This is a genomic window from Enterobacter sp. I4, assembly GCF_022669095.1.
Classification (GTDB): domain Bacteria; phylum Pseudomonadota; class Gammaproteobacteria; order Enterobacterales; family Enterobacteriaceae; genus Enterobacter; species Enterobacter pasteurii.
In genome coordinates, this window is record NZ_JALBUO010000003.1 from 623,066 (window position 1) to 646,470 (window position 23,405).

The following is a 23,405-nucleotide window of genomic DNA, read 5'->3' on the forward strand; positions in this document are numbered from 1 at the left end:
GTGAATATGAAACTTGATGATTATATTACAGAGCTGAAGACCCTTGTGAACGTGGACTGCGGCACCCAGACCCTTGCGGGTGTCGCAACCGTGGCGGACATCATGCAGCAGCTGTGGCAGCGCGAAGGCTGGCATACCGAACGGGTAGATCTTGGCGAAAAGGTTGGTCCCGGCGTGTTTGTCAGCAACAAACCTCAGGCTGAACGGTTTGACGTGCTGCTGGTGGGGCATCTGGATACCGTGTTTGCCCCCGGCACCGTCGCCGGGCGCCCGATGAGCGAAGACGATACCCGGCTGTACGGCCCCGGCGTCTCGGATATGAAGAGCGGACTTCTGAATATACTGTGGGCGATGCGCGAGCTTGATGCCGCAGACAAAGATCGGCTGGCTATTGCCGTGGCGATGAACCCGGATGAAGAGACCGGCTCGGTCTACTCCCACGAATGGATCGGCGAGCTGGCTAAACGTTCCCGCTGCGTGCTGGTATGCGAAGCCGCCAGAGCGGACGGCTCGCTGGTGAAAGCGCGTAAGGGGATGGCGGGCTATCACCTGACGTTCAGCGGCGTGGCGGCGCACGCGGGTAACGACCCGGAGAAAGGCCGCTCTGCGATTACCGCGCTGGCAAACAGCATTATCGCTATCAGTGCCCTGACGGACTGGGATCGCGGCACCACGCTGAACGTCGGCGTTATACAGGGCGGCAGCGCGGCCAACGTGGTGGCGGACCACGCCGTGGCCGAACTGGACGTCCGCTTCTGGGAAAACGACGAGTACAACCGGGTGAACCAGGCGCTTGAAGCATTATGCGAAAAAGGCTTTTCAGACGGCGTGACCACCACGCTGACGCGGGTTAACCATAAACCGGCGATGGCCGCGAGTGAAGACACTCAGGCGCTGATGCGTCTGGTTGAAGCGGCCGGAAAGGAGGAAGGTATCACCATTACCTGGCAGGCGGTCGGCGGCGGCAGCGATGCCAACCACACCGCCGCGCTCGGCATCCCGACGCTCGACGGCCTAGGGCCGATTGGCGCCGGGTTCCACAGCCCGGCGGAGTGGCTGGATAAAGCGTCGATTGCGCCGAGAATTCGGTTACTGAAGCGGGTCGTTTCGATGCTGTAAGGTTTTCCCTACCCCTCACCCTAACCCTAACCCTCTCCTCAAAGGGGAGAGGGGACGGCTCAGCTCCCTCTTTTCTCCCTCGCCCCTTTGGGGAGAGGGCCGGGGTGAGGGGTGGGGCAACAGGCCGCACAAAATTAACCCAGCACCATCGTACTCAACCGGCACGTGCAGCACCGCCGTCCCTGCTCGTCGAACACCACAATCTCCCAGCTCTGGCTGGAACGTCCCAGATGCAGCGGCTGACAAACGCCGCGCACCTTTCCCTGAGACACCGCGCGGTGATGTGTGGCGTTCAGCTCCGTGCCCACTACGTTCTGCCCCTCGCGGGTCATCAGAAAACCGGCCATCGATCCCAGCGTTTCCGCCAGCGCCGCCGACGCGCCGCCGTGCAGCAGGCCAAACGGCTGGTGGGTGCGCGCATCCACCGGCATCTCGGCTTCCAGCGTGTCGTCCCCGAGGCGGGAATAGACGATGCCCAGATGCGCCACCATGGTGTTCTGGCTGGTGGCGTTCAGCGCCTCAAGCGATAAATGACGTTTCCAGATCATTACGCCCCCAGCGTGGAGCCGCCGTCCACCACGATATCCTGCAGGGTGATATGGCTGGCGGCGTCGGACGCAAGGAACAGCACGGTGGCGGCAATCTCCTGCGGACGGGCGATTTTGCCGAGCGGAATGCCGAGCTTAAACTGCTCGCCGAAGCCGCGAATGCGCTGCTGTTCCGCGTCGTCGCTTTTCCACAGGGTACGCTGCATGTCGGTATCCGTTGAGCCGGGCGACACCAGGTTACAGCGCACGCCGCTGCCTGCCAGCTCCAGCCCGACGGTCAGGGCCAGGCTTTTGAGCGCCGCTTTCGAGGCGCCATACGCGCTCATGCCGATGCGGGGCGTATGCGCCGCGTCTGAGGCTATCGTCACCACCGCTCCGCCCTGCTGACGGCGGAACTGGCCCATCGTCTGCTGGAACAGGTTAAACGCGCCGCCAACGTTGACCGCAAACGTCTGCTGCCAGTCCTCCTGCGAGAGTTGGTCCGTGGCCCCCATGCGCAGAATGCCGGCGGCGTTGACCAGCACGTCCAGACGTTCAAGCGAGACCAGCAGGCGCCCGCACACCTCACTTACCTGCGCGGCATTCGCTACGTCCAGCGTCTCGGTGGCAAACGGATAATCGCCCTGCGGGAAGGCCATGTCGAACCCGGTCACCCGCGCGCCCGCCTCCGCAAACGCCCGCGCGGTCGCATAGCCAATGCCTTTGCCCGCGCCCGTCACCCAGACGGTTTTACCCGTGAAGTCAAAGCTCATCACTTCACCTCGCGGGAGAGCAGCGCCCACCAGGCATCGAGGGTAGGATTTTTTGCCAGCATCACGAAGTCGATATCGCCGTGCACTTTGCGCCAGCGGGCGGCCAGCGCCATCATGCGCACCGAGTCCAGACCGTAGTCGATCAGGTTTTCGTCATCCATCGGCTCGTCGGACTCGTCCAGCAGCGGCAGGATCAGCTCACGCAGCGCCGCTTTGGTCGCCGGTACGGACGGCAGCAGTTCGTCGGTCATCACCACGCGGCCCGAGCGCCCGGCCACGTATTTCAGCGACATCAGGTGCTCGTCGCGGGTGAAATCCGCCAGCGCGTCGGCGATAAAGAACGGCTTGATGTCGCGCATAAAGGCGTCGGTGGCGGTGGTCATGCAGCCGATGTGGGCATAAACGCCGGTGATCAGCAGCTGGTTGCGGCCGGTCTCTTTCAGCATCTGCTCCAGCGGCGATCGGTGAAACGCGCTGTAGCGCCACTTCACCAGCACGGTGTCCGCTTCGTCCGGGGTCAGTTCGGCTACGATGCGCTGCTGCTCCGGCGAGCGGGTCAGGCCCGGCCCCCACATGTCGTTCAGCAGGGCGCGATCCTCATCGCTCTGCTCTTTCGGCTGCGCGGTGTAGTACACCGGGATATGGTGTTCCTTGCAAAATGCGCGAAGTCTGGCGATGTTCGCCACCACCTGCTGCATCATCGCGCTGTTTTCGCCCCAGAAGTTCAGGAAATATTCCTGCATATCGTGGATCAGCAGCGCGGCGCGCTCCGGCTCAAACGCCCAGTTCACCTTGTTAGTCGGCAGGTCTGCGGCGGTTGGCAGCGCGTATGCGGATAATTTTGGAATGGCCATTCTCTGTTCCTCAGCCCCGGGCGCGTTCAGCGAGCCACAGGCGCAACTGTTTTTTATCGACTTTGCCGACCGGCGTTAGCGGAAGCGCGTCCACGCTTTCCACGCGGTCCGGCAGTTTAAATTCGGCAACGCCCTGCTCGCGCAGGAAGCGGCGCACCTCGACCGCACGCAGGGGCTGTTTCACCACCAGATACGCGCAGCTCTTCTCGCCCAGCAGGCTGTCCTCCATGCTCACCAGCGCGGCGTGGATCACCGCGTCATGGCGCAGCAGCAGGTTTTCGATCTCTTCGGCGGCGATCTTCTCCCCGCCGCGGTTGATCTGATCCTTCTCGCGCCCCTGCACGGTGATGTACCCCTGCTCGTCAATGGCGATCAGATCGCCGGAGCAGTAAAAGCCGTTGGCGTCAAAGGCGCTGGCGTTGTGTTCCGGGCTGTTGAAATAGCCGCGGAAGGTATACGGGCCCCGGGTCATCAGACGCCCGACCTCACCGCGCGGCAGCGGGTTGCCGTGCTCGTCCGCCACCCACACTTCGTCATCCGGGCACATCGGACGGCCCTGGGTGTTGATGATGCGTTCCGGCGCGTCGTCGAGCGCGGTGTAGTTCACCAGCCCTTCCGCCATGCCGAACACCTGCTGCAGCTGGCAGCCTATTTCCGCCGGAATACGCGCGGCGAGCGTGGCGGAAAGCCTTGCCCCGCCCACCTGGAGCAGCTTCAGCGACGCAAGCTGCGCATTTCCCGCCCCGTCGGCAATCGCCTGCAGCCACAGGCTTACCGCCGGCGGTACCAGCGAGGTGACGTTAATCTGGTGCTGTTCGATCAGCGGGAAGCAGAGCGTGGCGCTCGGATCGTTCGCCAGCACCACGCAGCCGCCCGCCGTGAACACGCCTAGCGATCCCGGCGAGCTCATGGCGTAGTTATGCGCTGCCGGGAGCGCGTTCAGGTAACGGGTTTCGGCGGTAATGCCGCAGATCTCGTTGCTGCGACGAATGCTGTAGTCGTAGTCGTTATGCGTGCGCGGGATCAGCTTCGGCGTGCCGGTGCTGCCGCCGGAGAGCTGGAAGAACGCCACCTCGTCGGCAGGCGTGGGGTTGGGGATAAAATTGTCCGCCGGGCGGGCAATCGCCGCCTCCAGCGCATGTTCGGCCCTGTCACCGCGCAGCAGCACCACGCGCACCGAGCGGTGTTCATCCACGAAAGCGTTGAGGAACTCATCGCCCGCGAACAGCGCGTGGCCGCGGTCGGCAATCAGTACGGCGGGCCTGATCTGCGCCGCGTAGGCGTTCAGCTCGCTGCGCTGATGGCTAAAGAGCGCGTTGACCGGCGCGACGCCAATCTGCAGCAGCGCGAAAAAGGTAACGTAAAACTCGGCCACGTTGCCGAGCTGCACCAGCGCGGTTTCGCCGCGGTGCAGCCCCTGCGCCTGAAGGGCAGACGCCAGGTTGTTCACCGCCTGATGAAACGCGCGGTAGGTAATGTGACGATCGCCGTCGATAATCGCGACCGCATCGCTGTCCGCGCGATCCGTCAGAATGTGGGTCAGCGGCAGATCCTGCCAGTAGCCTTTCTCACGGTAGCGGCGGGCAAAATCCTCAGGCCAGCGGGTAAAGGGGATGGTCATGGGTATTCCTTAGTGCAAACCAAAAACGTTGAGCATGGTGGAGAGCTTCACGCCGGTTTCGCGCCACTCGCCCACCGGCGAGGAGGCCGGCACGATACCCGCCCCGGCAAACAGGCGAACGGTATTCTGGTGCAGACGCGCGCAGCGGATAGTCACCACCCACTCGCCGTTACCTTCGCTGTCGCACCAGCCGACGATGCCCCCGAACAGCTCGCGGTCGAACGGCTCCAGTTCGGCAATCAGCTCTTTTGCCGCCTGGTGCGGGAAACCGCTCAGGGCTGGCGTCGGGTGCAGCAGGCAGGCCAGCGTCAGGGCGTTCTCGTTTTCACGCGCTTCACCCTCTACCGGCGTCGCCAGATGCCACAGCGTCGGCGTGGTAATGAGCTGCGGGGACGCGGGCATGCTCAGATGATGGCTGCGCGGCTCCAGAACGGCCTTCATCGCCTGCGTCACCAGGTCGTGCTCGTGGCGGTCCTTTTCGGAGGCCAGCAGCTTAGTGCCCGCCTCGCGATCCAGCACGTCGTCAGGCTGACGGCGCGCGGAGCCTGCCAGCGGCAGCGAGCTAAAGCGGGCACCCTCTTTGCGCAGCAGCAGCTCCGGGCTGGCGCCCAGCAGCACGCCGCCGTCTTCCAGCGGCACGTGGAAGTTGAAGCTGGCCGGGTTCTGGGCGATAAGACGCTCCATCAGCACGCCGCTATCGATTCGCCTGTCAGTGGCGATATCAATCAGGCGCGACAGCACGACCTTGTTCACCTGCGGTGTGGCGGTCAGCGCCGCGGCGCGGGATACCATCTCTTCGAAAACCGGCTGCGGCGGAATTTCGGTGCGCTGCCGGACGTTCAGCGTCTGTGCGCCGGAGGCGTAGCGTGCCGACTGCTGGCGCGCCGGGCGCGAAAAGGTCTGCCAGCATTGCGGAATAAACAGCGACGAGGGTTTGCGGGTATCGAAGGGAATTGCCCCTACCATCACCGGGTGAGCAATGCCGCTGTCTTTCGCGTGACGGAAAGCCTGAGCCAATTTCTGCTGGAAGTGACCCGACGGGTCGTCTCCGCCGACGGCGGATTCGGAGAAGCGGGCAAAACAGCCTGAGGTGGTAAAACTGCGGTAAGGCGACATAAAGAAAAAGCTGTCTGATTGCAGCGCGGTCGCGGTGTGCTGAACTTCCTCAGCCAGGGACGTGTCCATATCATCCTCCTCAAAATGATAAAAGAAGCAATAATGATTATCATTTATATTTTCGTCGGCTAACCTAATCCCACAGCGCCCCGCTGTCAACCGCCGGGCAAACAACTTGTGCGACAAATGCTTGCATCCCTTATCCGCAACCATGAAAATGAGAAGCATTATCTTCAGTAAAAACAGGATGCCGCTCTGTGAAATTCGCTGCCGTTTGCCGTAATGCCCTTCTTTTGACAGGACTTTTTGTTTTAGGACTAACCTCAGCAGCCGCCGCCGACTGGCCGCGTCAGGTCACCGACAGCCGCGGCGTGCACACCCTTGAGAGCAAACCGACGCGCATTGTCTCCACCAGCGTGACCTTAACCGGCTCCCTGCTGGCGATTGACGCCCCGGTTATCGCCAGCGGCGCCACCACGCCCAACAACCGCGTTGCGGACGCGCAGGGCTTCCTGCGCCAGTGGGGCGAGATTGCAAAGCAGCGCAAGGTTGCCCGTCTGTACATTGGCGAGCCGAGCGCGGAAGCAGTGGCCGCCCAGATGCCGGACCTGATTCTAATTAGCGCCACCGGCGGGGATTCCGCGCTGGCGCTCTACGATCAGCTCTCCGCCATCGCCCCGACGCTCGTCATCAACTACGACGACAAAAGCTGGCAGGAACTGCTGACGCAGCTCGGCACCCTTACCGGACACGAAAAGCAGGCCGCCGAACGCGTTGCCGCCTTCGATAAGCAGCTCGCGCAGGTGAAGCAGCAGATGACGCTGCCGCCGCAGCCGGTAAACGCTATCGTCTACACCGCCGCCGCGCACAGCGCTAACCTCTGGACCACCGAATCGGCGCAGGGCAAGCTTTTGCACCAGCTGGGCTTCACGCTGGCGGACCTGCCTGCCGGGCTGCACACCTCCAAAAGCCAGGGCAAGCGCCACGACATTATTCAGCTGGGCGGTGAAAACCTGGCAACGGGGCTGAACGGCGAAGGGCTGTTTGTGTTTGCCGGTGACCAGAAAGACGTGGACGCGATTTATGCCAACCCGCTGCTGGCGCATCTGCCTTCGGTGAAAAACAAGCGCGTCTGGGCGCTGGGAACGGAGACGTTCCGCCTGGATTATTACAGCGCGATGCTGGTGTTAGAGAGATTAAACGCATTATTTAAATAGGCCTTTTCCCTCCCTCTCCCCGCGGGAGAGGGCCGGGGTGAGGGCATCAGGCTGCACCGTCGTTCAATACAACCTCCTGCCTGAACCGCCGCAATTCCGCTAATACCACCAGCAAAATCACGCCGACAATCGCCAGTACAAACCCGCTGCTGCTCGCCGAGGCTACCGGGGTCATTATCGCCCCCAGCCCGCCGAGGATCGCCGCGCCAATGGCATCGCCCGTCACGTTCTGCGCGGTCCACAGGCCGTTAATGCGCCCGAGCATCCCTTCCGGCGTCTGGGTCTGGATCAGGGTGTACTGTAGAAGAGAGCTGATAGCGCTCAGCCAGCCAAAAATGACCAGACACAGAACCCCCAGCGCCCAGACCGGCATCAGGCTGAAGAAGCCGATGGCGATAAACGAGGCCAGGGTTGCGACCAGCATAATCAAGCCCGGGCGCGCGCTCTGCGCCAGATTGCCGCTGGTGAGCGCCCCGAACGCTGCCCCGAGCGGAATGGCGGCGTACAGCACGCCAATCTCCGAGGCGCTCATCCGCCACTCGCCCGCCAGCGCCGGGTATAGCACGCGCACGGCGCTCGCCATCGTCAGCAGGCCGCCGAGCAGCGCAATGCCGCCGATGAGTGGGCTGCTGAACAGAAAGCGGATTGCCGCCATCAGGGATTTAAGCGGATGCTCGCGCGGCTGCGGCGGAGGGGGCAGCAGCGGCAGACGCAGCAGCGTCAGGGTGGTAATAAACGTTCCCGCCGCCGCCAGGCCGTAGTTCCACGCCACGCTGCCGGTTGCCAGCAATAATCCGCCAACCATCGGCGAAATCACCGAGCCGAGGCGCACGGTGAGCATGGTGATCGCTCCGGCCTGCATCAGATTCTCGCGCCCGACCAGCGCGGGCGTGGCCGCCAGCAGCGCCGTTACGCCCAGCGAAGCAAAAAAGCCGTCCCACAGGCCGAGCGCGTAAATGGCAATCAGCGACGGCTCCGGCAGCATGGCGTTCAGGCACAGCCCGATAAAGCCCACGCCGCAGGTGCCGCGCGCCAGCAGGATCAGCTTTTTACGCTCGTAGCGGTCCGCCAGCACGCCGCCGACCATCAGGCCGATAAACATCGCCCCGCCGGTTAAGGTCACGGATAACCCCACCAGCCAGCTGGAGTGGGTCATGGCCTGGATCTGCACGGGCACGGCAACGCCGAGCAGGCCGAGGGATAAAATGGAGATAAAGCGGGCGATAAAGACGGCGCGAAATGCCGGGTGCGTCTTGAGCAGGCTGAGGTTAAGCAGCCAGGATTTTTGATTCATGACAAGGCCTTGAGTCTATTTCTACCAATTCCATGGGCGCACATGCTAACATAGCCAAATAAGATAGATAACGATAATCACTATCATTATCAAATCATGGATGTTGCTATGTCGTTTTCCTCTTCTGCGGTGCGCGCCGTTGCCGTGCCCGCGTTATTGCTACTGCTAATCCTTGCGATTGCACTCAGCCTGCTGGTCGGCGCCAGGCCGCTGCCCGCGTCCGTTATTGTCGATGCGCTCTCCGGTACCTGCCAGAGCGCCGACTGCACCATCGTGCTCGACGCTCGCCTGCCCCGCACCCTTGCGGGACTGCTGGCCGGCGGCGCGCTCGGGCTTGCCGGTGCCCTGATGCAAACCCTTACCCGAAACCCGCTGGCGGACCCCGGCATTCTCGGCGTCAATTCCGGCGCCAGCTTTGCCATCGTGCTCGGCGCGGCGCTGTTCGGATTAACGTCACCCTCTGAACAGCTGGTGATGGCCTTCTGCGGCGCGCTGGCCGCCTCGCTGGTGGTCGCCTTTACCGGCAGCCAGGGCGGCGGGCAGCTGAGCCCGGTGCGCTTAACCCTGGCGGGCGTAGCGCTCGCGGCGGTGCTGGAAGGCTTATCGAACGGCATCGCCCTGCTCAACCCGGACGTCTACGACCAGCTGCGCTTCTGGCAGGCCGGTTCGCTGGATATTCGCACCCTGGATACGCTAAAGGTGGTGGTTATTCCGGTGATGATTGCCGCCGCCGTGGCGCTGTGCTTAAGCCGGGCGCTGAACAGCCTGAGCCTCGGCAGCGACACCGCTACCGCGCTCGGTAACCGCGTGGCGCGCACGCAGCTGACTGGCCTGCTCGCCATCACCGTGCTGTGCGGCAGCGCGACCGCCGTGGTCGGTCCGATTGCCTTTATCGGCCTGATGATGCCGCACGTGGCGCGCTGGCTGGTGGGGGCGGATCACCGCTGGTCGCTGCCGGTGACGCTGCTGGCCACCCCGGCCCTGCTGCTGTTTGCCGACGTGCTGGGCCGCCTGCTGGTGCCCGGAGAGCTGCGCGTCTCGGTGGTGAGCGCCTTTATCGGCGCGCCGGTGCTGATCTTCCTGGTACGACGCAGACGCGGAGGTGGCGCATGATGGCCCCGTCCCGTCGCCTGGTCACCAGCGTCTCCCTGCTGGTCATGGCCCTGCTGCTGCTGGCGGTCTGGAGCCTGCAAAGCGGCGCCGTCACGCTCGATTTCGCGCAGGTCCTTCACGCCCTCACCGGCAGCGCGCCGCGCAATATCACCCTGGTGGTGACGGAGTGGCGACTGCCGCGCGTGGCGATGGCCATTCTGGTGGGCGCGGCACTCGGCGTCAGCGGCGCGATTTTCCAGTCGCTGATGCGCAACCCGCTCGGCAGCCCGGACGTGATGGGCCTCAATACCGGAGCCTGGAGCGGCGTGCTGGTGGCGATGGTGCTGTTTGGCCAGCACCTGACGGCCATCACCTTTACGGCGATGGCCGGCGGCATTGTCACGTCGCTGGCTATCTGGCTGCTTGCCTGGCGCAACGGCATCGACACCTTCCGCCTGATCATTATCGGTATCGGCGTGCGCGCGATGCTGATGGCCTTTAACACCTGGCTTTTACTGCAGGCCTCGCTGGAAACCGCGCTCTCGGCCGGGCTGTGGTATGCCGGTTCCCTCAACGGCCTGACGTGGGGCAAAACCTGGCCCGCCGCGCCGCTGATTTTGCTGATGTTTATAGCCGCGCTGCTGCTGGTGCGGCGCATGCGGCTGCTGGAGATGGGCGACGACACCGCCTGCGCGCTGGGCGTGGGGGTAGAGCGTTCGCGCCTGATGCTGATGCTGGTGGCCGTGCTGCTCACCGCGGCCTCCACCGCGATTGCCGGACCGATCTCGTTTATCGCCCTGGTCGCCCCGCACATTGCGCGGCGTCTTAGCGGTACGGCGCGCTGGGGGTTAACCCAGGCCGCGCTGTGCGGGGCGACGTTACTGCTGGCTGCCGATCTCTGCGCCCAGCGGCTGTTTATGCCTTATCAACTTCCGGTAGGCGTGGTGACCGTCAGCCTCGGCGGAATTTACCTTATCGTTTTGCTCGTTCAGGAGTCACGCAAGAAATGACAGACTCAACCACCCGCTTGCGCGGCGAAAACCTCACCCTCGCCTACGGCAAAAAAATCATTGCCCGTGATTTGACCGTCTCCGTACCTGACGGCCACTTTACGGCGATCATCGGCCCGAACGGCTGCGGTAAATCGACGCTGCTGCGCACCCTGAGCCGCCTGATGGCCCCGGCTGAGGGCAGCGTATTTCTCGACGGCGAGCAGATCCAGCGCTTCGCCAACAAAGAGGTGGCGCGGCGCATCGGGCTGCTGGCGCAGAACGCCACCACGCCGGGGGATATCACGGTGCAGGAGCTGGTTTCGCGCGGACGCTATCCGCACCATCCGCTGTTTACCCGCTGGCGCAGGGAAGATGACGAGGCGGTGAACCGCGCGATGCGGGCGACGGGGATTACCGATCTCGCCCTGCAAAGCGTGGACACCCTCTCCGGCGGACAGCGGCAGCGGGCGTGGATCGCGATGGTGCTGGCGCAGGAAACCTCCATCATGCTGCTGGACGAGCCGACGACCTGGCTGGACATCAGCCATCAGATTGACCTGCTGGAGCTGCTGAGCGAGCTGAACCGCACGCAGGGCTATACCCTGGCGGCGGTGCTGCATGATTTGAATCAGGCGTGCCGCTACGCCACGCATCTGATTGCCTTGCGCGACGGCGAGATTGTGGCGCAGGGCGCGCCGAAGGAGATTGTGACGCCAGAGCTGATCGAGCGGATCTACGGCATGCGCTGCATGATTATTGACGATCCGGTGGCGGGCACGCCGCTGGTGGTGCCGTTGGGCAAGCATGCGGTCTGATGGCCCCTCACCCTGACCCTCTCCCCAAAGGGGCGAGGGGACGATTACACCCTCTCCCCTTTGGGGAGAGGGCTGGGGTGAGGGGAACAATTATCCCAAAATCTCCTTCAACACCGGTCCTATCTTCTCAAACGCCTGCGGTGAAATGATATCCACGTGGGCGCAGTCCTGGCTGTACACCTCCAGTTCACCCACCCACGGCGCCCACGCGACCTGCGGATCCATCGTTCGCGTGCGTTCGGCAACGAACAGCGTCGCTTTTCCGTCAAAGCGTGAGCTGCGTGCCGTGGTGAGCAGCCGCACCGCGTCGGCGTAGTTGCCCTCAATGGCGTTAAACAGCGCGCTGGAGCCCTGCCCCTGCTGGGCGGCAATAAACGCCTGACGCTCGCGCTCGATCTCTGCCAGCACCTCCGGGTCGAGGCCGTTGGCCTCTTTCTCCGCCCAGTTCTGGGTTTCCGGCGGCCAGGTGTCCAGCAGGCCGAGGAACGCTACGGTTTCGCCCTGCTCGCGCAGACGCGCCGCAATCCCCTGCGCCAGCGTGCCGCCGAGGGAATAGCCGAACAGGTAGTACGGCCCCTGCGGCTGCTGCTTACGCAACGTGCTCAGATGATGTTCGATCACCCCATCCAGATCCGCGCACTGCTGCATCGGCCCGTCCGGGCGCGGCGACTGAATGCCGGTAACAGACCAGCGCGGGCTGAGATAGCGCGCCAGCACGCTGAACTGCCAGGCGAAGCCGGACGCCGGATGGAAGCAAAACAGCGTCGGGCCGTCGCTCTCGCGCAGCGGGAGCAGGGTTTCATACCCCAGACGCTGCGCCTGCTCGTCGCTCATCTGCGAGTCCAGCAGGACGCTAAGCTTGCTGACCGTAGAGGCGACCATAACCTGCCCCGGCGTGACCTTACGGCTAAACGCGCGGCTGAGCTGTGCCGCCAGGCGCATCGCCAGCAGCGAGTGGCCGCCGAGGGCAAAGAAGTCGGCTTCGATATCGTTCACCTCGCAGCCCAGCAGCGCCGAGAACGCCTGCGCCACGGTAACTTCGGTTTCGCCTTCCGGCGCGCGGCCGGAGGTTTTGCTGGTCAGCTCCGGCAGCGGCAGCGCCTTGCGGTCGAGCTTGCCGTTCGCGCTTAACGGCAGCGCGCTGATTTGCAGCAGCACCACCGGCACCATGTGCGGCGGCAGCTGTGCCTTCAGCGATTCCAGCAGCGCGTCGCGATCCAGCGGCAGACCCGATTCGGAGACGACATACCCCACCAGCTGGCGCGCATCGCCGCCCGTTGCCGCCGCCTGGTTGAACACGCAGGCGTGCGCCACGGCCTGAGCCACGTCCGGCAGCGACAGCATCGCCCGGTCGATTTCGCCAAGCTCGATGCGCTGGCCGCGAATTTTCAGCTGATCGTCGCTGCGGCCTAGGTATTCCACCGCGCCATTGTCCAGCCAGCGGGCAACGTCGCCGGTGCGGTACATGCGCTCGCCGGGGGCAAACGGATCGGCGATAAAGCGGCTGGCGGTGAGGTCGGGACGGCCCAGATACCCCTGCGCCAGCTGGATGCCGGTGAGATACAGATCCCCCGCCACCCCAAACGGCACCGGGCGCATCATCGCGTCCAGAATGCGCAGCCCCGTGTTCCACACCGGGAAGCCGATCGGCACGCTGTTGCCTGAAACTGCCGCCAGCTCTGGTCCAAATGCCGGATACCAGCTGACGTCCACCGCCGCTTCGGTCGGGCCGTAGAGGTTGTGCAGCGGCACATGGGTGAGCAATTCCCACTCGCGGCACAGCCCGGCAGGCAGCGCTTCGCCGCTGCAGAACACCTGCTTAAGCGACGCGCAGCACGCCACGTTTTCCGGCGTCAGCGAGGCGACAAACGCCGCCAGCATCGACGGCACGAAGTGGGTCGTCGTCACGCCGTACTGTTCAAAGAAGCTCTGCATCGCCTGCGGATCGCGGTGCGCGTCCGGCTCGGCCATCACCAGCTTCGCCCCGGCGATAAACGGCCACCAGAACTCCCAGACCGACACGTCAAAGCTGCACGGCGTTTTCTGCGCCACTACGTCATTCGCCGCCAGCGGGTAGCTGTCCTGCATCCACTTCAGGCGGTTAACGATGGCGGTATGGCCGACCATCACCCCTTTCGGACGCCCCGTCGAACCGGAGGTAAAGATGATGTACGCGGTCTGCTCCGGCTTCGCCAGCCGCAGCGGTTCAGCACCTGCGGTCGGTAACAGTGTGTTGTAACTAAACGTCGTAATCAGCAAATCGCTAAAGCGCGGTAGCTGCTCGTCGGTGGTAATCAGCAGCGAGGGCCTGGCGTCCTCCAGCATCATCCGCAGGCGATCGTCCGGGTAGCCGGTGTCCAGCGGCAGCCACGCGGCGCCTGCCTCGACGATGCCGTGCAGCGCCAGGGTCAGAAATACCGAGCGCGGCAGGGCCACCGCCACGCTGTCGCCGGGCTTCACGCCGCGTTCGCGAAGCAGGTTCGCCAGCGCGACGACCTGCTCGCGCATCTGGCGGTAGCTCAGCTCAACGTTTGCATCCGCCAGCGCGGGGGCGTCCGGGGTTTTGCTCGCCTGCTCCGCCACCAGATCCGCGAGCGTGGTGGACGGTAACGCCAGCCCGGTGTCGTTGATGCGCGCCAGCTGGGCGTATTCCTGCTCTGTAACGGTTTCCACTTCACCGCAGCGCAGGTCCGGGTTGGCGGCAAACTGCGCCAGCATCGCGTTCAGGCGCGAAACGTGGCGGGCAAGCGTCGCCTCGTCGTAACGCTCTTTATTGGCGAGGACCTCGATGCTCAATCCGCCCTGCTCGTCGGGGAACAATGCCAGCTCCAGGTCGTTGACCGGGCCGGTGGCCAGCGTGTGGGTGGTGGCCTCCACGCCGTCGATATCCAGCTGATAATCGAATACCTTGACGTTCAGCACCGGGCCAAACAGGGCTTCATCGCCTGCGGCACGCCCGCTGTCGCGCACGATCTGCTCGGCGTCATAGCGCTGATGGCGGCGCATTTTTTTCAGCTGGTTCGCCAGGCGAAGCGCCAGCTCCGGCAGGCTCTCCTGCGGATTGATATTGACCGCCAGCGGCAGCACGTTGAGCACCGGGCCGGTCGCGGTCAGCGCGGCGGAGCCCATGCGGCGCATAAAGATAAACCCGGCGGCGTAGTCCGGCCGTCCGGTCAGGCGGCCCAGCCACAGCGCCACCAGCGCAAGCGCCAGGTCGGTGCGCTGCGCCTGTCCTGCCGCCTGCGCAAGCTGGCTGAAGGCGCGGCCGTCCATTGCAATTTTCAGGCGCAGAATGTCGGTGGTGGCGGCGCGTCCCGGCAGCGGCGCGGAGGAGAGCGAGACCGGAGGAGGAAGCTGCCTGCGCTGCCCGGCCCAGAAGGTACCGTCGCGCTGATAAGCCTCGCTGTCGCGATAGCGCTGATACTCGTCAACCACCTCAGCGAACGGCGTAAACGGCGAGGCAGGCGCGGGTTCGCCCCGTTTCCAGGCGGCGTAAATCGCGGCAATCTGGCGGGTAATGGCCGGGAAGCTGAAGCCATCCACCACCAGATGGTGATAGCGCTGATACCAGTACCACTGGCGCTCGCCGACCTGAATCAGCTGGTGAAACGCCAGCGGCTGACCGCCGTCCACGCGCAGGTTCTGATTAAGATCGCTTTCCATCAGCGCCACGGCGGCCTCGTGAGAGTCAACGCGAACGATGGACGGCTCGGGCAGCGTTATGGCTTCATCAACCCACTGCCACACCTCGCCGTTATCCTCGGCAAAACGCATCCGCAGGGTATCGGCCTGCATCATGCCTTCAGCAATCGCTTTTGCCAGCAATGGCGCGTCAATGTCGCCCTTAAGCTCGGTATAGTGCGCCACGCTCCAGGCATTCGGCAGGGTGGAAAGCTGTTCCGCCATCCAGATGCCCGGCTGGGCGGCGACGAGAGGAAGACGGTTCATGCGCTCTCCCCCGCAAAATGGGACGGGACAAGCGTTTGCCAGCGCTCAGCCAGCCACTGCCGGCACGCCTCCTGGGACTGCGGCTCGCATACCACGCGCCAGCCTGCGGGCAATTCGCACTGCTGCGGCCACAGGCTGTACTGCCCCTGGTCATTTTGCAAAATGGCGAACTGCCCCTGCGGATTATCGAAAGGATTGCTGAATTCCATACAGACTCCGTTATTGAATAAGCGGCTGCCAGAGGGTCATCAGCCCCTGCGTCAGCCCACCGCGCCAGCAAAGCGCATCGTGTCCGCCGTCAACCTGACGCCAGACAACCGGCTGCTGTGGGTGTAGTTCGGCGTAAATGGCCTGATTCGCGCGCAAAATGAGCGGCTCGTTGCGCCCGGCTTCAAGAACGATGCGCAGGCCGCGTGCGGCTTTCTCACCCGCTTTGAGTTGGGCGATAAGCAGCCCTTCCTGCTGCCCGCCGCGGTGCGGCCACCAGTAAGAGCCGGACTGGCTCAGCACGCAGCCAAAGCGCTGCGGCCAGTTGAGTGCGGCATAGAGAGAGGAGAGACCGCCGAAGCTCTGACCTGCGACTACCGTACGGTCGGCGCGGTCGCTGAAGGGCGTTATGCTTTTTACCTGCGGGAGGAGCTCTTCCTGCACCGCCAGCCAGAAATCGGGGTTGCACGGCAGCTCGCGGCTGCGGTGTGCGGTATCAATCATGTCGATCAGGACGTAGACCGCGGGCGGCAGCCTGCCGTCAACGGTCAGCGCCGTCAGCGCAGGCCAGACGGGCATGCTTTCCGCCCAGAACTGCCCGTCAAGCAGCACCGCCAGCGGGCGCTCGGGGCTGACGTCTCCGGTGGTAAAGATCCACACGCGGCGGCGGTTCTTCAGGCGCGCGCTGTTCCACTCAATGCAGAGCGGCGCCTGATACGGCGTATCGGGACGATCCCAGCCGGGCTGAAGGGGCGCGTCCGGCATCTCCAGCGCCGAGACGGCATGGCCGCGCCCGCCGCGCCAGCTAATGGGGTTGAGCGGATCGGACACCGCGCGCGGCAGCAGTTTGCGCCAGCCTTCACGCAGCGCCATGCGGTCCGGCTGCTCGCCTTCAAACACGGCACCGGCAAAATCGTTTTCATTCACGGAGGGGATAAAACAGTAGCTGCCGCGCCATTCGGGGCTGAACTCGCCCTGCCACCGCCAGACGTCGGTATCCGGAATGCGTTCAAGGGACTGCGGGCGGGCATTTTGATGGTGATCGGTCACGCCGGTGATGTAGAGCCAGACGCGTTTCACCGTAGACGTGTCCTGCGTTCCTGCCGGGTCCCGCCACCAGAAGGTGACGCGATAGTTCTCCTTATGGCGCTCCCACTCAGGCCCGTTTTTTGACTGCCACCACGCTTCACTTCCCGTTGTTAACGCCGTCACCCTTATAACCCCATGTTTAACAGTCTTTTTTGTTTCAGAGCAAATTTTATTGATAATATTATTGATAACTATTTGCATTTGCAATAGCGTAGTGCCCGCGCTGTGGGAAGCGCGCTCAAAAGCAACCATAAAAGCGGGACATCTAATGAATAAGAAGATTCACTCTCTGGCCTTGCTGGTCAATTTAGGGATTTACGGCGTCGCGCTGCCCGCCATGGCAGACGACAGCACCACCTCAGCGCAGCACGAAGACACCATGGTAATCACCGCCGCCGAGCAGAATTTGCAGGCGCCGGGGGTTTCCACCATTACCGCCGACGAGATCCGCAAAAACCCGCCCGCGCGCGACGTGGCGGAAATCATCCGCACCATGCCGGGCGTTAACCTGACCGGGAACTCCACCAGCGGCCAGCGCGGTAACAACCGTCAGATTGATATTCGCGGCATGGGGCCGGAAAACACCCTGATCCTGATCGACGGCAAGCCGGTAACCAGCCGTAACTCCATCCGTCTGGGCTGGCGCGGCGAGCGCGACACCCGCGGCGACACCGGCTGGGTGCCGCCTGAGATGATCGAGCGTATCGAGGTCATTCGCGGTCCGGCCGCCGCCCGCTACGGTAACGGCGCGGCAGGTGGCGTGGTGAACATCATCACCAAAAAGTTCGACGACCAGTGGCATGGCTCCTGGAACACCTACCTGAACGCGCCAGAGCATAAAGACGAAGGTTCTACCAAACGCACCAACTTCAGCCTGAGCGGCCCGCTGGGCGGCGACTTCAGCTTCCGCATGTTCGGTAACCTGGACAAAACCCAGGCCGACGCGTGGGACATCAACCAGGGTCACCAGTCTGACCGCACGGGCGCTTACGCCAACACCCTGCCCGCAGGCCGTGAGGGTGTAGAGAACAAAGACATCAACGGCGTGGTGCGCTGGGACTTCGCGCCAATGCAGTCCCTGGAGTTTGAGGCGGGCTACAGCCGCCAGAACAACCTGTATGCGGGCGACACGCAGAACACCAACAACGACAACGCGCTGGTGAAGAAAAACTACGGCAAAGAGACTAACCGTATCTATCGCCAGAACTTTGCCGTCACCTGGAACGGCGGCTGGGATAACGGCATCACCACCAGCAACTGGGCGCAGTACGAACACACCCGCAACTCCCGTCTGGGCGAAGGGCTGGCGGGCGGTACTGAAGGTCTGTTCAACAGCAATAAATTCACCGACACCGATCTCTCCGACGTGATGCTGCACAGCGAAATCAACCTGCCGATTGATTTCATCGTTAACCAGAACCTGACGCTGGGCACCGAGTGGAACCAGCAGCGCATGAAGGACTCCACCTCCTTCACGCAAACCCAGCAGGGCGGCACCGTTCCGGGCATGAGCGACGACCGCAGCCCGTACACGTCAGCGGAGATTTTCTCCCTGTTCGCTGAAAACAACATGGAGCTGACCGACAGCACCATGCTGACCCCTGCCCTGCGCTTCGACCATCACACCATCGTGGGTAACAACTGGAGCCCGTCCCTGAACCTGTCGCAGGGCCTGGGGGATGACTTCACGCTGAAGATGGGCATCGCGCGCGCCTATAAGGCACCGAGCCTGTATCAGACCAACCCAAACTACCTGTTATACAGCAAGGGCCAGGGCTGCTACGCAAGCTCCGACGGCGTGGGCTGCTACATGATGGGTAACGACGATCTGAAAGCGGAAACCAGCATCAACAAAGAGATTGGCCTGGAGTGGAAACGCGACGGCTGGCTGGCGGGCGTGACCTGGTTCCGCAACGACTACCGCGACAAGATCGAAGCGGGTTACGCGCCGATTGGCCAGACCTCCACCGGTAAAGTCACCACCGATATCTACCAGTGGGAGAACGTGCCGAAGGCGGTGGTAGAAGGACTGGAAGGTTCCCTGAACGTGCCGGTCAGCGACACCATCAGCTGGACCAACAACATCACCTACATGCTGCAAAGCAAGAACAAGGAGACCGGCGACCGTCTGTCGATCATCCCGGAGTACACGCTGAACTCAACCCTGAGCTGGCAGGTACATCAGGACGTGTCGCTTCAGTCGACCTTCACCTGGTACGGCAAGCAGCAGCCGAAGAAGTACAACTACAAAGGTCAGCCGGTGACCGGGTCTGAGAAAGATGAAGTCAGCCCGTACAGCATCGTTGGCCTGAGCGCGACCTGGGACGTGACCAAAAACGTCAGCCTGACCGGCGGCGTGGATAACGTCTTTGATAAGCGCCAGTGGCGCGCGGGGAATGCCCAGACCACCGGGAATACCGCGACGGGTGCCTATATGTACGGCGCGGGGGCTTATACATATAATGAGCCAGGCCGCACGTGGTATATGAGCGTGAATACCCGATTCTAGGTAAAAGCAAAACGGCAACCTCGTTGCCGTTTTTAGTGTTTGCTCCCTCTCCCCGTGGGAGAGGGCCGGGGTGAGGTCGAGGTAAAAGCAAAACGGCAACCCCGTTGCCGTTTTTAGTGTTTGCTCCCTCTCCCTGTGGGAGAGGGCCGGGGTGAGGGCATCAGGCCGCACTATTCGTTGACAGAGGAAATCCCATGCACACCACCCACCGCACCTTCGCGCTCGCCAGCCTCACCCTCCACCACGTCACCTTCGACCCCACCACCTTCACCGACGCCGATCTCCTCTGGCTTCCGCATCACGCGCGGCTCGCTGACGCCGGACGCAAACGCAAGGCCGAGCACCTGGCGGGCCGTATTGCCGCCGCGCACGCCTTACCGGGCCACCCCATCCCCGGCATCGGCCCCAGCGGCGAACCGCTCTGGCCGCAGGGGATTTCAGGCAGCATCACCCACAGCGGCACGCGGGCCATGGCCGTCGTCGCGCTACACCCGACCCTTATCGGCATCGATTGTGAAACGATCCTCCCCGACAACGAGGCCAGAGAGATAAAAGACGGCATCATTGATGCGCAGGAAGAAATCGTGCTGGCCCGTTCGGGATACCCGTTTGCCCTCGCCCTGACGCTGGCGTTCAGCGCCAAAGAGAGCCTGTTCAAGGCCCTCTTTCCCCGGGTGCAGGCCTGTCTGGGTTTTGACAGCGCCCGCGTCACCATGCTCGGCGATAAGACGCTTACGCTGGCGTTGACCCGTCAGCTGGCGGGCTTTAACGAAGGCGCCGCCTTCACCCTCCACTGGCAACAGCACGGCGAACAGGCGATCACCCTGCTGTCGCGCGCTCCTGCCGACGAGCCTTCAGGCTGGTCACCACAAAGGTCACGATAAACACGACCGCGAACATCACCACAATGGTCGGCGCGGGCGCGCTGTCGAGATAGTACGACGCATACACCCCGCTTACCGACACGAGGGCTGAAACGGCAACCGCCACCAGCAGCGCCGCGTGAAAGCGCCGGGCGATCAGCACCGCAACCGCACCGGGGGCAATCAGCAGCGAAATCGACAGAATAATCCCCACCGCTTTCAGCGTCGCCACGATGGTCAGCGAGACCATGCACAGTAAGCCGTAGTGCAGCCAGCGGGCGCGCAGCCCGCTTGCCTGCGCCTGCTGAGCGTCAAAGCAGAACAGCAGGAAGTCGCGCCACTTCAGGCCAATCACCAGCGCAATCAGCCCCGCAACGAGACCGCTTTGCAGAATGTCCATCCCGTTTATGCCCAGCATATCGCCAAACAGAATGTGGTCGAGATGCACCTCGGGTTTGACGGCGATATAGAGGATCAGCCCGGCGCCAAACATGCCGGAAAAGACAATCCCCATCACCGTATCCTGCTTGATGCGGCTGTTATCCTTCAGGTATCCGGTGGCGACCGCGCAGAACAGGCCGGCCACAAACGCCCCCAGCGCCAGCGGCAGGCCCATCATCCACGCCAGCACGACGCCGGGGAATACCGCGTGGCTCATGGCGTCGCCCATCAGCGCCCAGCCCTTCAGCACCAGGAAAACCGACAGCAGCGCGCAGGGCACGGCCACCAGCAGCGATATCAGCAGCGCGTTGTTCATGAACGCAAACTGGAAGGGTTCGAGAAGCAGCGCCATCATGGTTGCGCCTCCTGGACGTGACGCGCCCGACGGCGGCTGGCGAGCAGCCCGTGCTTCGTCGCAAAGACGAACGCCAGCAGGAACAGCAGCGTCTGGGCGACCACGATAATGCCGCCGGTCGCGCCGTCCAGGTAATAGCTGGCCCACGCGCCGAGGAAGCTGGTGAGGCTGCCAATGGCAACGGCAATTATCAGCAGGCGCGGGAAGCGGTCGGTGAGCAGCCACGCGGTCGCGCCGGGCGTGACCACCAGACAGATCACCAGAAATGCCCCGACGGTTTGCAGCGCCGCTACGGTGGAGACCGCCAGCAGGGTAAAGAACAGGATCTTCAGGCGTTCAGGACGCAGGCCGATGGCGCGGGCGTGGTTCTCATCAAAAAAGGTCACCATCAGATCTTTCCATTTGAACAGCAGGATAATCGTCGACGCCGCGCCGATGATCGCCAGCTGAACGATATCTTCCGGGGCGATAGCGAGGATATTGCCGAGGACGATAGTCTGAATATTTACCGAGGTCGGGTTGAGCGAGACCATAAACAGCCCCAGCCCGAAAAACGAGGAGAAGATCAGCCCGATGATGGCGTCTTCTTTCAGGCGGCTGCGCTGGTTCAGAAACAGCATGCTGCCCGCCGCCAGCCCGCCGGACAAGAACGCCCCCAGCGAGAACGGCAGCCCGAGCATGTAGGCGCCCGCCACGCCCGGCACGATGGAGTGCGAGAGCGCGTCGCCAATCAGCGACCAGCCCTTAAGCATCAGATAGCAGGAGAGAAACGCGCACAGCCCGCCCACCATCGCCGAGACCCACATCGCGTTGAGCATGTACTCATAGCCGAAGGGTTCAAGAAGCGCGTTCATTTTGCCTCCTGCCGGTGGGTAATAAAGGGCCGCTCGTCGTCGGTAATAATGCGGTCCTCAGAGCCGCTGAGCACCACGTGGCGCAGCACGCCGCTGAAGGCGCGCTCAAGGTTCCCGGCGGTGAAGGTGGTTTCCGTCGGGCCGCTCGCCAGCACGGTGCCTTTCACCATCACCGTGTAATCGCAAAACGCCGTCACCGAGCCCAGGTTATGGGTCGACACCAGCATGGTTTTGCCCTCGTCGCGCAGCTCGCGAAGCAGGCTGATGATTCTGGCTTCGGTTTTGACGTCCACGCCGGTAAACGGCTCGTCGAGCAGGATCACCTCCCCCTCCTGAGCAATAGCGCGAGCCAGAAACACGCGCTTCTTCTGCCCGCCGGACAGCTCGCCAATCTGCCGATGGCGCAGCTCAAGCATATCCACGCGCTTCAGCGCCTCGGTCACGATCCGCCGATCGTTTTCCTTTGGTCGACGCAGAAACCCCATATGCCCGTAGCGGCCCATCATCACCACGTCTTCGACCAGCACCGGAAACGACCAGTCAACCTCTTCCGACTGCGGGACGTAGGCGACCAGGTTCTGGCGCAGCGCCCGGTGAGGCGGCAGCCCCTCAATGGTGATGGAGCCGCTCGCCGCCCGCACGAAGCCCATCACCGCCTTAAACAGCGTGGACTTGCCGGAGCCGTTCACCCCCACCAGGGCGGCAATCGATCCGCCCGGCACGCTGAACGACGCGTCGCGCAGCGCCGTGTGCCCGTTGCGGTAGGTCACGGTCACGTCCGTGACGACAATCCCCTTGCGCATGGTTACTCCTTCATGCCGTCACGGATGCCCTGCACCAGCGTGCGGGTGGTGACGTTCAGCAGGTCGATATAGGTCGGCACCGGGCCGTTTTCCGCGCTCAGGGAGTCGACGTACAGCACGCCGCCGTAGTGGGTATCGGTTTCACGGGCCACCTGACGCGCGGGCTTATCCGATACCGTGCTTTCGCTGAACACCGCCGGGATGCGATGTTTTTTCACCAGATCGATAACCTTGCGCACCTGCTGTGGCGTGCCCTGCCGATCGGCGTTGATCGGCCACAGGTAAAGCTCCTTCAGGCCCAGATCCCGCGCCAGATAGGAAAACGCGCCTTCGCTGGTCACCATCCAGCGCTTGTCTTCCGGGATCTCGGCCACCTGCTTGCGCAGCGGCTCAAGGGTAGCGACGATCTTCTGCTTGTAGGCTTCAGCGTTGCGCTGATAGGTCTGCGCATTCGCCGGATCGTACTTCACCAGCGCGTCGCGGATGTTATCGACGTAAATCAGCGCGTTGTCGGGAGACATCCACGCGTGCGGGTTGGGCTTGCCGTTATAGGGCCCTTCGCTGATGCCCATCGGCGTAATGCCCTTGGTGACAATCACCTCCGGCACGCCGTTCAGGTGCTGATAAAAACGCTGGAACCACAGCTCCAGGTTCATGCCGTTCGCCAGGATCAGCTGCGCCTTCTGCGCGCGTTTGATATCGCCCGGCGTGGGCTGATACTCGTGAATTTCCGCGCCCGGTTTGGTGATAGAGGTCACTTCCGCGGCGTCACCCGCCACGTTTTTCGCCATATCCGCGATGACGGTAAAGGTGGTGATAACACGGAACTTTTCGGCCGCCAGCGCGCCGGTGGTGGTCGCCGTCATGAGCAGCGCGCCGAGTAACAGACGCTTCAATCCTTGCCGTGGGTGCATCG

At 63.2% G+C, this 23,405-nt stretch carries 20 protein-coding genes; 7 read left to right on the forward strand and 13 right to left on the reverse strand.

The window, feature by feature from the left end:
- The first annotated feature begins 6 nt into the window (after positions 1–6).
- Complete coding sequence (locus MOQ06_RS22230) at positions 7–1,119, forward strand: M20 family metallopeptidase (RefSeq protein WP_242174835.1); 1,113 nt, start codon at positions 7–9, stop codon at positions 1,117–1,119.
- 134 nt (positions 1,120–1,253) lie between these two features.
- Here the strand turns inward: MOQ06_RS22230 and entH are convergent, their stop codons facing one another.
- The 5 genes from entH to entC are packed head-to-tail and all read right to left on the reverse strand — an operon-like array spanning position 1,254 to position 6,079.
- Positions 1,254–1,667, reverse strand: a complete 414-nt coding sequence (gene entH, locus MOQ06_RS22235; protein WP_242174836.1) for a proofreading thioesterase EntH — start codon at positions 1,665–1,667, stop codon at positions 1,254–1,256.
- Complete coding sequence (entA, locus tag MOQ06_RS22240) at positions 1,667–2,419, reverse strand: 2,3-dihydro-2,3-dihydroxybenzoate dehydrogenase EntA (RefSeq protein ID WP_193356002.1); 753 nt, start codon at positions 2,417–2,419, stop codon at positions 1,667–1,669. The genes entH and entA overlap by 1 nt, the downstream gene beginning before the upstream one ends.
- Positions 2,419–3,273: an isochorismatase gene (locus MOQ06_RS22245; RefSeq protein ID WP_193356001.1), complete on the reverse strand. Its 855-nt coding sequence runs from the start codon at positions 3,271–3,273 to the stop codon at positions 2,419–2,421. The genes entA and MOQ06_RS22245 overlap by 1 nt, the downstream gene beginning before the upstream one ends.
- 10 nt (positions 3,274–3,283) lie before the next feature.
- Complete coding sequence (gene entE, locus MOQ06_RS22250) at positions 3,284–4,894, reverse strand: (2,3-dihydroxybenzoyl)adenylate synthase EntE (protein ID WP_242174837.1); 1,611 nt, start codon at positions 4,892–4,894, stop codon at positions 3,284–3,286.
- Between the two features lie 9 nt (positions 4,895–4,903).
- On the reverse strand, positions 4,904–6,079 hold the full coding sequence (entC, locus tag MOQ06_RS22255) for an isochorismate synthase EntC (protein WP_242174838.1): 1,176 nt from the start codon (positions 6,077–6,079) through the stop codon (positions 4,904–4,906).
- A gap of 188 nt (positions 6,080–6,267) precedes the next feature.
- Between entC and fepB the strand changes: the two genes are divergently transcribed.
- A complete protein-coding gene (gene fepB, locus MOQ06_RS22260; RefSeq protein WP_242174840.1) occupies positions 6,268–7,227 on the forward strand; it encodes a Fe2+-enterobactin ABC transporter substrate-binding protein in 960 nt (319 codons plus the stop codon).
- A 46-nt stretch (positions 7,228–7,273) separates the two neighbouring features.
- Here the strand turns inward: fepB and entS are convergent, their stop codons facing one another.
- Positions 7,274–8,521 carry an enterobactin transporter EntS gene (entS, locus tag MOQ06_RS22265; RefSeq protein WP_176610928.1) on the reverse strand — a complete coding sequence of 416 codons (1,248 nt, stop codon included), beginning with the start codon at positions 8,519–8,521 and terminating at the stop codon, positions 7,274–7,276.
- 108 nt (positions 8,522–8,629) lie between these two features.
- Here entS and fepD point away from each other — a divergent pair, with 108 nt between their 5' ends.
- Genes fepD through fepC form a run of 3 tightly spaced genes read left to right on the forward strand, consistent with a single transcriptional unit; the run spans position 8,630 to position 11,420 of the window.
- Positions 8,630–9,634: a Fe(3+)-siderophore ABC transporter permease gene (fepD, locus tag MOQ06_RS22270; RefSeq protein WP_176610929.1), complete on the forward strand. Its 1,005-nt coding sequence runs from the start codon at positions 8,630–8,632 to the stop codon at positions 9,632–9,634.
- Complete coding sequence (gene fepG / locus MOQ06_RS22275; protein ID WP_242174883.1) at positions 9,634–10,623, forward strand: iron-enterobactin ABC transporter permease; 990 nt, start codon at positions 9,634–9,636, stop codon at positions 10,621–10,623. Before fepD ends, fepG begins: the two co-directional genes overlap by 1 nt.
- Positions 10,620–11,420, forward strand: a complete 801-nt coding sequence (gene fepC, locus MOQ06_RS22280; protein WP_242174843.1) for an iron-enterobactin ABC transporter ATP-binding protein — start codon at positions 10,620–10,622, stop codon at positions 11,418–11,420. The genes fepG and fepC overlap by 4 nt, the downstream gene beginning before the upstream one ends.
- Before the next feature lie 90 nt (positions 11,421–11,510).
- On the opposite strand, the gene entF is transcribed toward fepC, so the two are convergent.
- Genes entF through fes form a run of 3 tightly spaced genes read right to left on the reverse strand, consistent with a single transcriptional unit; the run spans position 11,511 to position 16,787 of the window.
- Complete coding sequence (entF, locus tag MOQ06_RS22285; protein ID WP_242174845.1) at positions 11,511–15,368, reverse strand: enterobactin non-ribosomal peptide synthetase EntF; 3,858 nt, start codon at positions 15,366–15,368, stop codon at positions 11,511–11,513.
- Positions 15,365–15,577 (reverse strand): MbtH family NRPS accessory protein, encoded by a 213-nt coding sequence (locus MOQ06_RS22290; protein ID WP_242174847.1) that lies wholly within the window; start codon positions 15,575–15,577, stop codon positions 15,365–15,367. The genes entF and MOQ06_RS22290 overlap by 4 nt, the downstream gene beginning before the upstream one ends.
- Positions 15,578–15,587: 10 nt before the next feature.
- Positions 15,588–16,787, reverse strand: coding sequence for an enterochelin esterase (fes, locus tag MOQ06_RS22295; protein WP_242174848.1), 1,200 nt, complete (start codon positions 16,785–16,787; stop codon positions 15,588–15,590).
- 145 nt (positions 16,788–16,932) lie between these two features.
- Between fes and MOQ06_RS22300 the strand changes: the two genes are divergently transcribed.
- Positions 16,933–19,173 (forward strand): TonB-dependent siderophore receptor, encoded by a 2,241-nt coding sequence (locus MOQ06_RS22300; protein WP_148419305.1) that lies wholly within the window; start codon positions 16,933–16,935, stop codon positions 19,171–19,173.
- A 194-nt stretch (positions 19,174–19,367) separates the two neighbouring features.
- Positions 19,368–20,057, forward strand: a complete 690-nt coding sequence (entD, locus tag MOQ06_RS22305) for an enterobactin synthase subunit EntD (protein WP_242174849.1) — start codon at positions 19,368–19,370, stop codon at positions 20,055–20,057.
- On the opposite strand, the gene MOQ06_RS22310 is transcribed toward entD, so the two are convergent.
- The 4 genes from MOQ06_RS22310 to MOQ06_RS22325 are packed head-to-tail and all read right to left on the reverse strand — an operon-like array spanning position 19,993 to position 23,403.
- Positions 19,993–20,832 (reverse strand): metal ABC transporter permease, encoded by an 840-nt coding sequence (locus tag MOQ06_RS22310; RefSeq protein ID WP_242174850.1) that lies wholly within the window; start codon positions 20,830–20,832, stop codon positions 19,993–19,995. The genes entD and MOQ06_RS22310 overlap by 65 nt on opposite strands.
- Positions 20,829–21,686, reverse strand: coding sequence for an iron/manganese ABC transporter permease subunit SitC (sitC, locus tag MOQ06_RS22315; RefSeq protein WP_242174851.1), 858 nt, complete (start codon positions 21,684–21,686; stop codon positions 20,829–20,831). The genes MOQ06_RS22310 and sitC overlap by 4 nt, the downstream gene beginning before the upstream one ends.
- Positions 21,683–22,489: a manganese/iron ABC transporter ATP-binding protein gene (locus MOQ06_RS22320; RefSeq protein WP_176610938.1), complete on the reverse strand. Its 807-nt coding sequence runs from the start codon at positions 22,487–22,489 to the stop codon at positions 21,683–21,685. Before MOQ06_RS22320 ends, sitC begins: the two co-directional genes overlap by 4 nt.
- A gap of 2 nt (positions 22,490–22,491) precedes the next feature.
- The gene (locus tag MOQ06_RS22325) at positions 22,492–23,403 is read right to left on the reverse strand and encodes a metal ABC transporter substrate-binding protein (RefSeq protein ID WP_176610939.1); all 912 of its coding nucleotides are present in this window, start codon (positions 23,401–23,403) and stop codon (positions 22,492–22,494) included.
- Positions 23,404–23,405 lie beyond the last annotated feature (2 nt).